The following is a 14377-nucleotide window of genomic DNA, read 5'->3' as shown; positions in this document are numbered from 1 at the left end:
GCCATAGTGGTCGGACCACCTGAGCGGTTAGACTGCGGCGCACCCGGTGAGTGGAGGATTGCGTGGACGAGACGGCTCCGCCGAAGGGCACCGTGACGCAGCGCGCCATCGACTCGATCAAGGCGTTGATCGGTGAGGGGCGCCTGGAGCCGGGCCAGCGGCTGCCCACCGAGCGCGATCTCGCGGCCCAGCTGGGCATCTCCCGCAGCTCGATGCGCGAGGCGATCCGCGCGCTCACGGTGCTGGGCGTGCTGGAGGCCCGGCACGGTTCGGGCATCTACGTCACCCAGCTGGAGGCCGGCGACCTGCTGGAGACCTTCGGTGTCGTCGCCGACCTCTCCCGCGGGCCGCGTCTGGTCGAGCTGCTGGAGGTCCGCCGCATCCTGGAGTCGACGGCGACCGCCCTGGCCGCCGCCCGCATCACCCCGGACCAGCTGGCCGAGGTGGAGAAGCACCTCACCGCGATGAACGCGACCGACGATCCCGAGGAGATCCTCGCCCACGACCTCGCCTTCCACCGCGAGATCGCCGCCGCCGCGGGCAACGACACCATGGCCGCGATCCTGGAAGGCCTCTCGTCCCGGACGTTCCGTGCCCGGGTCTGGCGCGGCTACCAGGAAGAGGGCGCCTTCACCCGCACCCGCCGCGAACACGCCGCCATCCACCGGGCGTTGGTGGCCCGCGACCCGGAGGCGGCCCGGGCGGCGGCGGCCTCACACGTGGGCGAGGTCGAGGAGTGGCTGCGGTCGCAACTCGGCTCGTAGGGGCGGGAGTTCAGGAGTCGGCGCGGTCCTGGCGCCCGGGCCAACCGCTGCCGCCGGCCGGCAGCGGCGGTTCGCCCGGTCAGCGCTGGGTGTCGCGGAAGGCGCCCGGGGTCAGTCCGGTCACGCGGGTGAAGAACTTGCTGAAGTTGGTGGGTTCGGTGAAGCCGAGCCGCTGACTGATGGCCGCGACAGGCAGGTCGGTATGGGCCAGCTGGCGTTTGGCCTCCAACAGGACCCGGGCGTCGACGAGTTGCTTCGCGGTGTGGCCGGTGGCCCGCTGACAGGCGCGGTTGAGCGTCTTGAGGGAATAGCCGAGCCGCGCGGCGTAGTCGTGGGCCTGGCGCAGGACCGCGAAGGACCGCTCCAGTTCCTGCCGGAAGCGACGGTACGACTCCTCCACGGACACCCCTGCACGGCCGTCGGAGGCGGGCAGACGCGCGATGCGCAGCAGCAGGGCCGCGAGGAGTTGGCGCAGCAGCTCCTTCGTGATCTCGGGGTCCTGTCGGGGGAGGTCGGCGTACTCGGCCGCGAGATCGGTCAGGGCGCGCCGGAGCCGGTCGCGGTCGTCCGCTCCGAGCAGCCAGTGGGCCGGGCCGAAGGCGTCGTCCGTCAGCCGCACGGTGGCGGGAAACCGGGGCGGGAAGTCCGGGGTGAACAGGACGACGGTGGCATCCAGGTCCGCCGGATCATCGCCGGACGTCATGGGCAGGCGCTGTACCTGACCCGGCCGGATGTACAGCAGGGTCCCCGGCCGGAGCGGCACGTCGACGAAATCGACCATGCCGGTCGCCTCGCCGCTGTGGACGAAGGTGAGGTGGTGGAAGTCGAGCCGGTGCACGCGTCTGAACTCCGCTCCCGGCAGCCGACGAGCGAGGTCCGTGAAGGTGAGCACCTCCATCAGCAGGTCCGGCCGGAGCGGGTTGCGGTAGCCCCGCTCGATCACCGAGACGTGTCCCATTTCGACCGTAGCCATGCCTGACTCTACCGTGCGCCTGGGCGAGCCGGGCGCGAGAGTGGAGGCAGTCCGGCGGGCAGGGCGCCGCCGGAAACCACAGACAGGAGAGGTGCCATGAGCAACAAGGAGATCGTCCTCAAGGCGGCCGGCGAGCTGTTCGGCGACAAGGACCCGAGCGCGGTGGACCGCTGGGTGGCCGATGACTACCGTCAGCACAGCAGCCTCGCGGCGGACGGCCCGGAGGCGCTGCGGCAGCTGGTCGCCGGTCTGCCGGACGGTTTTCGCTACGAGGGCGCACGGGTGATCGCCGACGGCGACCTGGTGGCGCTCCACGGCACGTACCACGGCTTCGGCCCCGAGCCCCTGGTCGCCTTCGACCTGTTCCGGGTGAACGCCGACGGCAGGCTCGCCGAGCACTGGGACGCGCTGACGCCGGTCGTGACGACGACTGCGTCCGGGCGTACGCAGACCGACGGCCCGGCCGAGCCCGCCGACCTGGCACGGACCGAGTCCAACCGCGAGTTGGTCGCCGAGTTCGCGGAGAGGGTCCTCGAGGGTGCCGACTACTCCGTGCTCACCGACTACATCTCCACCGAGACCTACCACCAGCACAACCCGGAGGCGGCCGACGGTCTGGACGGCTTCGGCGCCGCCGCGGCCAAGTGGGCCGAGCAGGGCAGGAACCTGGTCTACAAGAACGTCCACAAGGTCGTGGCCGAGGGCGACCTCGTACTCCTGCAGTCGGAGGGCGAGTTCGGGGTACCGGTCGCCTACTGGGACCTGTTCCGGGTCGCCGACGGCAGGATCGTCGAGCACTGGGACGTCATCGCTCCCGTCCCGGCCGAGCTGCCGCACTCCAACGGTCTGTTCTGAGGTCCGGCGCGTATGTGTCGCGCACCCCGGGAAGGCCGCGGACCCGATCCGCGAGGCGGTGAGGGCCGCCACCGCCCGACCGTCCCCCTCCGCCCGGCCTGCGCGCCGGGCGGAGGGGTTGCGGCGGAATCCGCGCTCCCTCGCCCCTTCAGGCGCTCAGGCCCGCCGGAACCGCAGCGTCACCAGCTCGAACGGCCGTAGCCTCAGGGCCAGTTGCTCTCCCTCTCGGGTCACCTCTCCGGCATCCGCCGACGGACGTTCCAGCAGGTCGGTGACCTCCACGGAGTCGAAGGGGAAGCCGACCGTCAGCGTCGCCCTGGCCCGTCCCCCGTGGGCTTCGTGGAACCGGACCACGACATCCCCGCTCCCGTCGTCCGCCAGCTTCACCGCCGTGACGACGACCGAGTCCCGGTCCACGCCCACCAGCGGAGCGACCTCCTGCCCGCCCGTGACCCGCCGCTCCGGCAGATTGATCCGCCAGCCCTCGCGCACCGCGTCCCCGATGCCCGCGCCCGGCACCAGCGCGTGCCGGAAACGGTGGACGCCCTGGTCCGTCTCGGGGTCCGGGAAGCGCGGGGCGCGGAGGAGGGAGGCGCGGAGCGTGGTGGTCGTACCGGCATCGCCGTCGGTGCGGACCGTACGGGTCACGTCGTGGCCGTACGTCGAGTCATTGACGACCGCGACGCCCCAGCCGGGTTCCTCCAGGTGGACGAAGCGGTGGTTGCAGGCCTCGAACTTGGCTGCCTCCCATGAGGTGTTGGTGTGCGTGGGGCGGTGGAAGTGCCCGAACTGCGTCTCGGACGCGTACCGTTCCGCGTGCACGTCGAGCGGGAAGGCGAGCTTGAGGAACTTCTCCGTCTCGTGCCAGTCGACCTCGGTGTCGATGAGCAACCGCCGCTCCCCCCGTGCGAGGGACAGCAGTTGGGTGACCCGGGACGCGCCGAAGGACCGGACGATCCGCACCGCGTCCCCGTCGGCGACGACCTCGTCCGCCTCCGTGAGGTCCGTGACCGTGTTGCGGTAGAACTCGTCGACGTCCCAGGCGTCCCACATGTTCGGGAAGTCCGGGTGGAGTTGGAGCAGGTTGGCGGCCCGGCCGGGGGCGATGGTCTCGCGGTCGGCCTCGATGTCGTAGGCGGAGACGACGAGTCCGCGGGCGTCGATCTCGATGCGGAGCAGGCCGTTCTCCAGGACGTGTCCGCCGCCGACCCGGGACGCGAGTGCCGACCCGCCCTCCACCGCCGGCACTTGGGCACCGCCGGCGAGCACGCCGTCGCGGGTGTGGGGCGCCGAGTTGAACACCAGCTCCCGTGTCCCCTCCCCCGCCAGCGCGCGCTGGGCCGCGTCGATGACGGCGTTCAGCTCTGCGGCCAGTCCCTCGTACGTCTTCCGGGCCTCGCGGTGCACCCAGGCGATGGAGGAGCCGGGGAGGATGTCGTGGAACTGGTGCAGCAGCACCGTCTTCCAGATCCGGTCCAAGTCCTCGTAGGGGTAAGGGAATCCGGTCCGTACGGCGGCCGTGGCGGCCCACAGCTCGGCCTCGCGCAGGAGGTGTTCGCTGCGCCGGTTGCCCTGCTTGGTCTTGGCCTGGCTGGTGAGGGTGGCGCGGTGCAGTTCGAGGTACAACTCGCCGACCCAGACCGGGGGTTCGGGGTACTCGGCCTCGGCCTTCTCGAAGAACTCCTTCGGCGTCTCCCAGGCCACGGTCGCGGAGCCTTCGAGATCGCGCAGCCGGGCCGCCTTGGCGACCATCTCGCGGGTGGTACCACCACCTCCGTCGCCCCAGCCGGTGGGCGCCAGGGAGTGGCGGGCGACTCCCTTGTCCTTGAAGTTGCGTGCCGCGTGGGCGATTTCGCGGCCCTGCATGGAGCAGTTGTAGGTGTCGACGGGCGGGAAGTGGGTGAAGATCCGGGTGCCGTCGATGCCCTCCCAACGGAAGGTGTGGTGCGGGAACTTGTTCGTCTGCGACCAGGAGATCTTCTGGGTCAGCAGCCACTTGGAGCCGGCGGCCTTGATGATCTGCGGGAGTCCGGCGGCGAAGCCGAAGGTGTCGGGCAGCCATGCCTCCTCGTTCTCGATGCCGAACTCGTCGAGGAAGAACCGCTTCCCGTGCACGAACTGACGGGCCATCGCCTCCGAGCCCGGCATGTTGGTGTCGGACTCCACCCACATGCCGCCGGCCGGCACGAACCGCCCGTCCGCCACCGCCTTCTTGACCCGCGCCCACACCTCGGGCCGGTGCTCCTTCACCCAGGCCCACTGCTGGGCCTGGGACATGGCGAAGATGAAGTCGGGTTCGTCCTCCAGCAGGGCCGTCATGTTGGACGTCGTCCGGGCCACCTTGCGGACCGTCTCGCGCAGCGGCCACAGCCACGCCGAGTCGATGTGCGCGTGCCCGATGGCGCTGATGCGGTGCGCGGACGGGACGGCGGGCGTCGACAGGACTGCCGTCAGCTGTGAACGGGCGCGCTCCGCCGTGCCGTTGACGTCCTGGAGGTCGACGGCGTCCAGTGCCTTGTCGATGGCCCGCAGGAGGTCCCAGCGGCGCGCCGAGTCCGCCGGCAGTTCAGCCATCAGTTCACCGGCGACCTCCAGATCGAGGACGAGATTCCACACGTTCTCGTCGAGGACCGCGAGGTCCATGCGGGTGAGCGTGTACTGCGGCTCGCTCCCGGCGGTCTCCTTGTCGCCCAACTGCGTCGGCACGAAGGGGTGGTAGTCCATCACCACCGGGTTGGACGCGGCCTCGACGTACAGCCGCACCTCCTCGCCGCCGGCGACGGGGGCGCCGATCCGGACCCACTGGTTGCGCGGGTTGAGACCCTTCACGGGGGTGCCGTCGGGCCGGTAGACGAGGCCCTCGCACTGGAAGCCGGGCATGTTCTCGTCGAAGCCGAGGTCGAGCAGCGCCTCGACGGTCTTCCCGGCCCACTCCTGGGGGACGGTCCCGGTGACACGGAACCAGCTGGTCCCCCAGGGAGCTCCCCACCGGGCGCCCACCTCGATCGGTTCGGGTGTGCCCGCGAGCCCCTCGGCCACCGGCACCGGCTCGTCGGGCGCGTGCCAGACGGCCACCTCCAGCGGCACTGACTCGGGGTACACGGCGGGACGGATGCGCTCTTCGAGAACACGCTTGAGGCGGGCTTCGACCAGGCTGCGGTCGTCATGCATGTGGGGTGCTCCGTGGCTCGGTTGCGGGTGGGACTACGGGTGTTACCAGGCGTACGCGACGGTCACGGGGGCCGACGCTGTGTAGAGCTCCCCTGTCGCGCGCAGTTCGAACCACGCCTGCTGCTCGCCCTGTTCGGCCGTCAGCCCGCCGACGTAGAAGGCGCACTGACAGGTGCCGCCGAGGAATCGCCGGGTGCCGTCGGGCAGCAGCCGGTGCAGCGTGTAGTGGCGTACGGCGCCGGGTGCGGGGTCCCAGGCGAAGCGCAGGTCGCCGCCGGTGGCCGCGCTGATGAGGAAGTCGGCGGGAGAGGCGGGCGTCGGCGACTCGTCGGCATCGCGCACGGCGAGTCCACCGAGCCGCCAGTTCACCGGCCCCGCGGTGGCGGTGAGCCGTACACCGAGGGCATGCAGTGTGCCGGACAGTCCGGTGAGCGGCACCGTCACCGTCTGCCAGCCGCTGCCCGAGGCAGCCACCGGCAGATACGTGTACGGCGGTGTCGCCCCCGCCGTGGCCGGTTCGGCGGTGGCGACGGCCAGTTCGACGTTCGCGCCGCCGGTGTCGGTGCGGAAGGTCAGGTCGACCACTGTGTCATCGGTGATCGGCAGCTGGGTGGCGTACAGGTCCAGGGTCGTCGGCGCGTCCAGTGCGCCGGAGACCAGCACACTGCTGCCACCGCGCCACGCGTCCGCGAAGTCGAAGATGACAGTGGGCCGTTGGCCCGTCGTGCGCACCGCCCAGCGGCGGGACGGCAGCCGGTCCTGGAGTCCGAGGTGGTTCCACTGCGCGTCCGAGGTGACCGCGCCGTCCTCGTACCAGCGCAGTCCGTGCCCGGTGTTGAAGACACTCGCGAACGGCAGCGCGCCGCCCACCGTGGACCGGTCGGCGACCGACACCGCCGGTGCCCGCCAGGGGTCGGTGCTGTCCGGGCTCGACGGGTCGAGTGAACGCCCGGTCCAGAAGCGGTCGTCGGCGGCGTGGAAGTCGCCCGGGGCGCGGGTCGCGGGAAGGTGGTTGCGGGTCCACTCGGGCCGGTAGAAGCCGATGGACGTGATGTGCGCCTTGGTCGTCGGCACCATCGCGTCCCAACTCACGGACGTGTTCGACCCGTTGGACTCGACGTCGACGCCCGCCCACAGCTCGTAGCGGCTGCGGCCCAGTCCGTCGGCCTTCGTGCCGGAGGCGGCCAGGGTGCTCGTACTCCACCGGAAGTCGATGAACATGTCGTTCGCGGCCTGGAAGAACGCCTGGTTCGAGGTGTTCAGCGCGCCCTGCCAGCTGACCGTCCCGTTCACGGTCATCGCGTCGTACCAGGTGACGCGTTGCCCCTGCGCGGCGGCGAGGGACTTCAACTCGCCGACGAAGCCCTGCATGTCGGTGCCGAGCGCGGTGTTCCCGCCGCTGGTCTCGGCGTTGACGAACCAGCCGTCGAAGCCGTACGCGGCGGCCACCGCGACGAGTTGGGCGGCGAGCGGATAGTGCCCGGCGGCATCCTTCTGCACCAGGTCGCGGGTCCACTGGAGCTGTCCGCCGTAGGCGACGGGCGGCAGGAAGATGTTGCCGAGGACGGGTACGCCGTGCCGGTGGGCGGCGTCCACGATCGGCGCGTTCGGGGCGAGGATGATGCCTTCGCCGGAGGAGCCGCCCCAGAAGACGAGTTCGTCGAGGTAGGACCAGTGGGTGAGCGCGTAGTAGTCGGCGGTGGCCGCGCCCTGGGAGGGGTTGCTCGACGTCGGCCCGAAGGAGACCAGCGACTGGATACGGGCCTGGCCTGAGCGGGCGGTGCTGTTCGCGGGCGTAGGGGTGAAGCGCGCGGCGAGCGGCACGGCGGCGGCGTTGAAGGCGAGGTCCGTGTCCGAGGCCGCGGTCCAGGTCTTCAGGCTGTTCCAGGTGATGCCGGTGCCCGGGGTGCCGGAGGGCAGGGAGTCCGGGTACCAGTAACTGGCGTACGGCTGGGTCGCGGTGGCCGCCGCCTGCCCTGACGCGTAGGCGGGCAGAGGCAGTTGCGGCAGCAGGGTCGCCGCGCCGGCCGCCAGCAGGACGGTGCGTCTGGTGGGGTTCACGAGCTGGTGTCTCCTTGTGGGGTGGGGAGTACCTGGTCCGGAGTGACGACTTCGGTGATGCCGCGCGCGGCGAGGTGTTCCTTGTCGTCCGCGCGCACGTCGAGGACGGTCGCCGGTCGGGCTCCGTCGGCGACGAGTCGGAAGTAGGCGCCGAAGACCGGCCCGCCGGGACCGCAGACCGAGCGGACGGACGGATCGGCGGGCACGACGAGCGCCGTGGTGCGGGTGGCGGGCGCGTAGGTGGGCTCGCGGGCCGCCTCGGCCAGCACGAGCGCGATGTCCTTGGCCTGCCGGTCGTTGGTCAACAGACCCAGCCCGTATTCGAGTTCGGGGAAGTCGGCGAGGTCGCGGGACACGTCGTGCGAGCACCACCAGGTGACGCCCCAGAGATCGGGGCAGTCAAGGGCGTTGGCGATGGTCGCGGAGGCGAAGTCGGCCGCGTGCTCGGCGGGGACGAGCGGCTGGGGCGCGCCGACCTCCTGGAGCCAGACGGGGCGATGGGGTTCGTCGGCCCAGGCCTTGCTCAACTCGACGAGATACGCGGCGTGATGCTCGCTGGGCACGGAGGTACGGCCATGGCGCTGGGCGGTGCCGTTGAAGACCCAGGAGTGCACGGCCGTCATCGCGCCCCGGCGGGCGGCCTGGGCCGGGGTGAACGGCATGTCGTCCTGGTACCAGGTCGCGTCGTACTCGGCGTGCAGATGCGGCTTGCCGGGCGCGCCCTCCGCACAGGCGGCGAGCATCCGCGCCAGCCAGGCGTCGATCTGCTCCTCGGTCGCCCGGTCGGGGTCCGGATGCGGGCCCGCCGAGAACTGGTTGACCTCGTTGCCGAGGGTCATGCCGATGAAGTTCGGGCGGTCGGCGAGCGCGGCGGCGAGGGTGCGCAGGTAGGCGGCCTGGCCGTCGAGGACGTCCGGGTCGGTGAAGAGGTTGCGCCGGTGCCAGGTGCGGGTCCAGGCCGGCAGGTAGTCGAAACTGCTCACGTGCCCTTGCAGACCGTCCACGTTGACGTCGAGCCCGCGCTCACCGGCCGCGTCGGCGAGCCGCACGAGCTGTTCCACGGCCTTCGGGCGGATCAGGGTGCGGTTGGGCTGGAAGTACGGCCACAGCGGGAAGACCCGGATGTGGTCGAGGCCCAGCTCGGCGATCGAGTCGAGGTCGGCGCGTACGGAGTCGAGGTCGAAGTCGAGCCAGTGGTGGAACCACCCTTGACTGGGTGTGTAGTTGACGCCGAAGCGCACGGCAGAAGACGCAGAAGACATCGGGATCCTGGTTCTGTAGTGCGTATCTGAAGGCAAGGAGACGTCAGCCCTTCACCGCGCCTTCGCCCACGCCCCGGAAGAAGTACCGCTGGAGGCAGGCGAAGAGGGCGATCAGCGGGGCCACGGCGATCACCGTGCCGGCCGCTACGAGCCGTTCGTCGTTGGCGAAGGTGCCGTGCAGATAGTTGAGGCCGATGGTGAGCGTGAACTTGGACGGGTCGCTGAGCACGATGAGCGGCCACAGGAAGTCGTCCCAGGCGCCCATGAAGGCGAAGATCGCGACGACGGCGATCGTGCCCTTCACGGACGGCAGCGCGATCCGCAGGAACCGCTGCCAGACGTTGGCGCCGTCGACGTAGGCCGCCTCCTCGATCTCGTACGGCAGGTTGAGGAAGGCGTTGCGCATCAGCAGGACGTTCATCGCGCCGATGCAGCCCGGGAGGACCACCCCGATCAGGGTGTTGTTCAGGCCCAGCTCCCGCATGGTGGTGAACTGGGCGATGATGATGCCCTCCACCGGCACGAGCATCGCGAGGATGAAGACGAGGGTGGCCACCCGGCGGCCCCGGTAGCGCAGCCGGGCGAGCGCGTAGCCCGCGAGGGCCGAACCGACGCAGTTCGTCACGACGTTGGCGGAGGCGACCTTCAGCGAGTTGAAGGCGTAGTCCCAGACGGGGATGGTGTCGGCGACCCGCTTGTAGTTGTGCAGGGTCGGGTGTTCGGGCAGGAAGGTCGGCGGCGAGCTGTAGATGTCCTCGGTCGGGCCCCTGAGCGAGGTGGAGAGCTGCCAGAGGAAGGGGCCGACCGTGATGGCGAGGACGGCCAGCAACAGCGTGTAGCGCAGGGCGAGTTCCCAGACCCGGATACGGCGGCCGTGCTCGTCGGTGACGCGGGGTTCGCGAACCGCCTTTGTCTGGACGGGCCTTGTGCGCTCGATGACGCTCAAGCGTCCTCCTTCCGGTCGGCGCGCAGCACGAGGAGCATCAGCGCGACGGTGACGACGAAGACGACGACCGAGAGCGCTGAGGCGTAGCCGACCCGGCCGGTCAGGCCGGTGCCGGTGCGCTGGACGAGCATCACGAGGGTGGTGTCCTCGCCGGCCGGGCCGCCGCTGGGGCCCGCCATCAGATAGACCTCGGAGAACACCTTGAAGGCGGCCACCGAGGACAGCGCCCCGACGAGGACCATGGTGGAGCGGACGGCGGGCACGGTGACCGTGAAGAAGCGGCGTACCGCGCCCGCGCCGTCTACGGACGCCGCCTCGTGCAGTTCCCGTGGCACGTTGGCCAGCGCGGCCAGATAAATGATCATGTAGTAGCCGAGGCCCTTCCAGACCGTGACGGCCATGGCGCTCAGCAGCAACAGCCACTGGTCGCTGAGGAAGCCGATCCGGCCGACGCCGATCGTCTCCAACAGCGAGTTGACCAGACCGCGTTCGTCCAGCAGCCACACCCAGATCAGGCCGACCACGACGATCGACGCGACGACCGGGGTGTAGAAGGCGGACCGGAAGAAGGTGATGCCGGGGATGTTCTTCTGCACCAACAGGGCGAGCAGCAGCGGGAGTACGACGAGCGCGGGGACCACCCCGAGGATGTACAGGGTGCTGTTGCGCAGGCCGGTCCAGAACATGTCGTCGTGCCACAGCTCGCGGAAGTTGGCGAAGCCCACGAAGTGGCCCGGGAGCAGGGTGCGCCGGTCGGTGAAGGCGTTGGCCAGCGTGGAGCCGAACGGATAGAGGATGAAGGCGCCCGTGATCAGCAGCCCGGGGGCGGCGAACAGCCAGGGGCTGGTGGGCAGTTGGCGCCGCACCCGGGAGACGGTGGAGAGGGCCATCGTGGACTACCCCTGCTGCTGGAGGAGCGTGTTGCACTGCTTGACAGCGTTGTCAAGAGCCGTCTGGGGGCTCTCCTTCCCCTGCAGGGCCTTGGCCACCTCGTTGCGCAGCGCGGTCTTCATCTGCTCGCTGAACAGCACCGGCGTGTAATTCACCGCGTTTTTCAGGGACTTGGCGGCGGCGATGCGCACCCGGGTCTCGTCGGTGCCGTCCTCCTTGGTGAAGTACGGGTCGTCGAGGGAGCCCGCGGTGCTCGGGAAGATGGCGACCTTCTTCGCGAACGACATCTGCTGCTGGGCGTCGGTGACGTAGTGCGCGAAGGCCACGGCGGCGGGGGTGTGCTTGGTCTTGGAGTTGACCATCACGCCCATGACGTACATGTTGACGTGGCCGGTGCTGGTGATCTGGTCGGTGATGCCGATGTTCTTGTACAGGCTGGGCGCCTGCTTCTTGAAGTTGTCGAGGTCCAGGGCGCTGCCGGGGTTCATCGCGACGGCCCCGGTGAGGAACTTCTTGCCGGAGGACTCGGGGGTGGCGGTGAGCGCCTGCGGGTCGAGGGCCTTCGCGTCGTACAACTCCTTGTACTTGGTGAGGAGTTCGATGCCCTTGGCGTCGTTGAAGGCGAAGGCGGTGCCGGCCTTGTTCATGAGCTCGACGCCGTAGCGGCCGAAGTCCTCGACGGTGGGGACGTTGGCGAGGGTGGCGACCTTTCCGTCGGTCTTCTTCGCCAACTGGAGTGCCTGGGCGAAGAGTTCGTCGTACGTCTTCGGTGGCTGGTCGGGGTCGAGGCCGGCCTGCTTGAACAGCGACTTGTTGTAGAAGAGCGGGCCGGTGTTGAGGTACCAGGGGAAGGCGTAGGTCCCGGACATGCCCGGTATCCGGTGGCTGGCCCAAGCCCCGGGCAGGTACTCGCTCTTGTACTTGGCGGCCGCCTTGTCGAGGTCCATCGCGAGGCCCGCCTTGGCGAGCGGGGCGACCAGGTCCGGGGAGACGTTGACGACGTCGGGCAGGGTGCCGCCGGCGGCGTCGGCGCTGATCTTGTCGGCGTAGCCCTCGGCGGGCTGGTCGATCCACTTCACATGGGTGCCGGGGTACTGCTTCTCGAAGCCGGAGATCACGCCCTCGAAGTAGGACTTGAAGTTGGCGCGGAGGTTCCAGGTCTGGAAGGTGATGTCGCCCTCGACCTTGCCCGAGGCGTCGGTCGAGCCGCCGTCGTCTCCTCCGGAACCGCAGGCGCTCAGCGGCATGAGGACTACGGCGGCGGCAGCGGCGGCGAAGGCTCTGCGGGAGATGCGCACGGCGGGTCGCTCCTTTGCAGTGGGGTTGGCCAATCGTGCCGGGGCAGACCTTGCACGGTGTTCGCGGGGCGCGTCAATGGATTCCGCTCAGCTAAATTCATTAGTTGGCCCGATCCGGCCAACGTCCCAGCTCAGCGCGGTGTGTTCGCATTCTTGCGGTGGATCACTAATGCGCTTTAGGGTGTGCTGGCTCAAGCGCATTAGTGCACGGCACCGAGGGAATGGAGAGCGGTCTTGTCAGGCAAGCGGTCACCCGCGCGTCGGCCGACGATGAAGGACATCGCGCAGCGCGCCGGTGTGTCCGAGAGCGCGGTCTCCTTCGCGCTCAACGGCCGGCCCGGCGTCTCCGAGGTCACCCGCGACCGGGTGCGCCGGGTCGCGGAACAGCTCGGCTGGCGGCCGAGCACGGCCGCGCGGGCGCTGTCCGGGGAGGGTGCGGCGACGGTCGGTTTCGTACTGGCCCGGCCCGCGGACACCCTCGGCGTCGACTCCTTCTTCCTCCAACTCGTCTCGGGTATCCAGGAGATACTGGCCGAGCGTCATCTCGGGCTGCTCTTCCAGATGGCCGAGGACGTCGACGACGAGTGCGCGGTGTACCGGCGCTGGTGGGCCGAACACCGGGTGGACGGCGTCCTGGTGGCCGACCCGCGCACCGCCGACCCGCGGCCCGATCTCCTCGACGAACTGGGCCTGCCCGCCGTGGTGATCGGCGGTGCGCCGGACGAACGGCATCCCGGTCTGTCGACGGTGTGGGCGGACGACGCGGGCGCGATGGCGTCGGTGGTCGACGAGTTGTCCGCGCGCGGCCACCGCCGTATCGCGCACATCGCGGGTCTGCCGGGCCTCGCGCACACCGAGCGCCGGATCCGCGCCCTGCGCGCCGAGGCCGCGCGCCGCGGGCTCACCGAGGTGCACTCGGTGACGACCGACTACTCGGACGCGGCGGGCGCCGCCGTCACCCGCCGGGTCCTCGAAGTCGCTTCTCCCCCAACGGCGTTGATCTACGACAACGACGTGATGGCCGTCGCCGGGGTGGCCGCGGCGACCGAACTCGGCTTCTCCGTACCGGGGGACGTGTCGGTGGTCGCCTGGGAGGACTCGGCGCTGTGCCGGATGGTCCGGCCCTGGCTGTCGGCGCTGTCCCGGGACAGTGTGGAGTTCGGCCGTACGGCCGCCCAGGAGTTGACCGCGCTGCTGGACGGCGGACCGGCGCGCACCGTGCGGGTGCCGGTGCCGCAGCTGATCGAGCGGGACAGTACGGGACCGGCCCGGGTGTGAAAGTGCCGTGTCTCCCGGTTCGGGCCCGAATCGCCGGACACCGACGGGTACTTCGTGTGAGGCTTTGCCCATGACCTCCGAAGACCCGCTGGCCGACCGGCTCCAGCTCGACCGGCCGCACTCCGCCCGCGTGTGGAACTTCCTCCTGGGCGGCAAGGACAACTACGCCGCCGACCGGGAAGCCGGCGAAATGATCATCAAGATGTTCCCGGACATCGCCCTGCTCGCCCGCCTCCAACGAGGCTTCCTGGTAAGGGCCGTGCGCTATCTCGCCGCAGAGGCGGGCATCCGCCAGTTCCTCGACATCGGGACCGGCCTGCCGACCGTCGACAACACCCACGAGGTCGCGCAGCGCATCGCGCCCGAGAGCCGGATCGTGTACGTCGACAACGACCCGCTGGTGCTGGTGCACGCGCAGGCGCTGCTCACCAGCACGCCCGAAGGCGCCTGCGCCTACGTCGAGGCCGATGTGCGCGATCCCGAGACGATTCTCGAAGCCGCGGCCCGGACACTGGACTTCAGCAAGCCGATCGCGCTGACGATGCTGGGCATCCTGGGCCAGATCCCGGACTCGGACGAGCCCGAGGCCGTCGTGGCCCGCTTCCTCGACGCGCTGCCCCCGGGCAGCTATCTCGCGCTGACCGACGGCACCGACACCAACCCGGCGCTCAACCAGGCGATCTCGGTGTACAACGCCAACTCCGCCAGCTCCTACTTCCTGCGCAGCCCCGCGCGGGTGACGGCCTTCTTCGACGGTCTCGAAGCGGTCGAGCCCGGCATCGTCCCCATCTCGCGGTGGCGGCCCGAGCCCGTCGACGTGGGCCGTGACCCGTCCGACGTGGACACGATCTGCGGCGTCGGCCGCAAGGTCTGAGCGG

11 protein-coding genes are annotated in these 14377 nt (G+C 70.2%); 4 read left to right on the top strand and 7 right to left on the bottom strand.

Annotated elements, in window-relative coordinates:
• The first annotated feature begins 62 nt into the window (after positions 1–62).
• The gene (locus tag ACWDEW_RS31845) at positions 63–764 is read left to right on the top strand and encodes a FadR/GntR family transcriptional regulator (protein WP_093623645.1); all 702 of its coding nucleotides are present in this window, start codon (positions 63–65) and stop codon (positions 762–764) included.
• A gap of 79 nt (positions 765–843) precedes the next feature.
• Here the strand turns inward: ACWDEW_RS31845 and ACWDEW_RS31840 are convergent, their stop codons facing one another.
• Entirely contained in the window at positions 844–1737 is an 894-nt protein-coding gene (locus ACWDEW_RS31840; protein ID WP_450517318.1) for a helix-turn-helix domain-containing protein, read from the bottom strand.
• A gap of 96 nt (positions 1738–1833) precedes the next feature.
• On the opposite strand from ACWDEW_RS31840, the gene ACWDEW_RS31835 reads away from it, so the two are divergent.
• Positions 1834–2592: a nuclear transport factor 2 family protein gene (locus tag ACWDEW_RS31835; protein WP_450517316.1), complete on the top strand. Its 759-nt coding sequence runs from the start codon at positions 1834–1836 to the stop codon at positions 2590–2592.
• Between the two features lie 156 nt (positions 2593–2748).
• On the opposite strand, the gene ACWDEW_RS31830 is transcribed toward ACWDEW_RS31835, so the two are convergent.
• The 6 genes from ACWDEW_RS31830 to ACWDEW_RS31805 all read right to left on the bottom strand — a co-directional run bounded on the left by ACWDEW_RS31830 (position 2749) and on the right by ACWDEW_RS31805 (position 12221).
• Positions 2749–5763 (bottom strand): alpha-mannosidase, encoded by a 3015-nt coding sequence (locus ACWDEW_RS31830; RefSeq protein WP_450517314.1) that lies wholly within the window; start codon positions 5761–5763, stop codon positions 2749–2751.
• 42 nt (positions 5764–5805) lie between these two features.
• A complete protein-coding gene (locus ACWDEW_RS31825; RefSeq protein WP_450517312.1) occupies positions 5806–7824 on the bottom strand; it encodes an endo-beta-N-acetylglucosaminidase in 2019 nt (672 codons plus the stop codon).
• Positions 7821–9065, bottom strand: a complete 1245-nt coding sequence (locus ACWDEW_RS31820; RefSeq protein ID WP_450517432.1) for a glycoside hydrolase 5 family protein — start codon at positions 9063–9065, stop codon at positions 7821–7823. Before ACWDEW_RS31820 ends, ACWDEW_RS31825 begins: the two co-directional genes overlap by 4 nt.
• 64 nt (positions 9066–9129) lie before the next feature.
• Positions 9130–10032 carry a carbohydrate ABC transporter permease gene (locus tag ACWDEW_RS31815; protein WP_450517310.1) on the bottom strand — a complete coding sequence of 301 codons (903 nt, stop codon included), beginning with the start codon at positions 10030–10032 and terminating at the stop codon, positions 9130–9132.
• Entirely contained in the window at positions 10029–10922 is an 894-nt protein-coding gene (locus ACWDEW_RS31810; protein ID WP_450517308.1) for a carbohydrate ABC transporter permease, read from the bottom strand. The genes ACWDEW_RS31815 and ACWDEW_RS31810 overlap by 4 nt, the downstream gene beginning before the upstream one ends.
• 6 nt (positions 10923–10928) lie before the next feature.
• Positions 10929–12221, bottom strand: coding sequence for an ABC transporter substrate-binding protein (locus ACWDEW_RS31805; protein WP_450517306.1), 1293 nt, complete (start codon positions 12219–12221; stop codon positions 10929–10931).
• A 270-nt stretch (positions 12222–12491) separates the two neighbouring features.
• Here ACWDEW_RS31805 and ACWDEW_RS31800 point away from each other — a divergent pair, with 270 nt between their 5' ends.
• Both ACWDEW_RS31800 and ACWDEW_RS31795 read left to right on the top strand, forming a co-directional pair.
• Positions 12492–13499 (top strand): LacI family DNA-binding transcriptional regulator, encoded by a 1008-nt coding sequence (locus tag ACWDEW_RS31800; RefSeq protein ID WP_450517430.1) that lies wholly within the window; start codon positions 12492–12494, stop codon positions 13497–13499.
• Between the two features lie 70 nt (positions 13500–13569).
• Positions 13570–14373 carry an SAM-dependent methyltransferase gene (locus tag ACWDEW_RS31795; RefSeq protein WP_450517305.1) on the top strand — a complete coding sequence of 268 codons (804 nt, stop codon included), beginning with the start codon at positions 13570–13572 and terminating at the stop codon, positions 14371–14373.
• The last annotated feature ends 4 nt before the right edge of the window (positions 14374–14377 follow it).

It is taken from the genome of Streptomyces sp. NPDC001100, assembly GCF_053598575.1.
Note: the sequence above shows the minus strand (reverse complement) of the source record. Positions and strands in the feature narration are given on the sequence as shown.

Excerpts from the sequence above, each read along its gene's own strand:
- ACWDEW_RS31830 (WP_450517314.1), bottom strand. The coding sequence starts at position 5,763 with ATGCATGACGACCGCAGCCTGGTCGAAGCCCGCCTCAAGCGTGTTCTC.
- ACWDEW_RS31810 (WP_450517308.1), bottom strand. The coding sequence starts at position 10,922 with ATGGCCCTCTCCACCGTCTCCCGGGTGCGGCGCCAACTGCCCACCAGC.
- ACWDEW_RS31835 (WP_450517316.1), top strand. The coding sequence starts at position 1,834 with ATGAGCAACAAGGAGATCGTCCTCAAGGCGGCCGGCGAGCTGTTCGGC.
- ACWDEW_RS31800 (WP_450517430.1), top strand. The coding sequence starts at position 12,492 with ATGAAGGACATCGCGCAGCGCGCCGGTGTGTCCGAGAGCGCGGTCTCC.
- ACWDEW_RS31840 (WP_450517318.1), bottom strand. The coding sequence starts at position 1,737 with ATGGCTACGGTCGAAATGGGACACGTCTCGGTGATCGAGCGGGGCTAC.
- ACWDEW_RS31795 (WP_450517305.1), top strand. The coding sequence starts at position 13,570 with ATGACCTCCGAAGACCCGCTGGCCGACCGGCTCCAGCTCGACCGGCCG.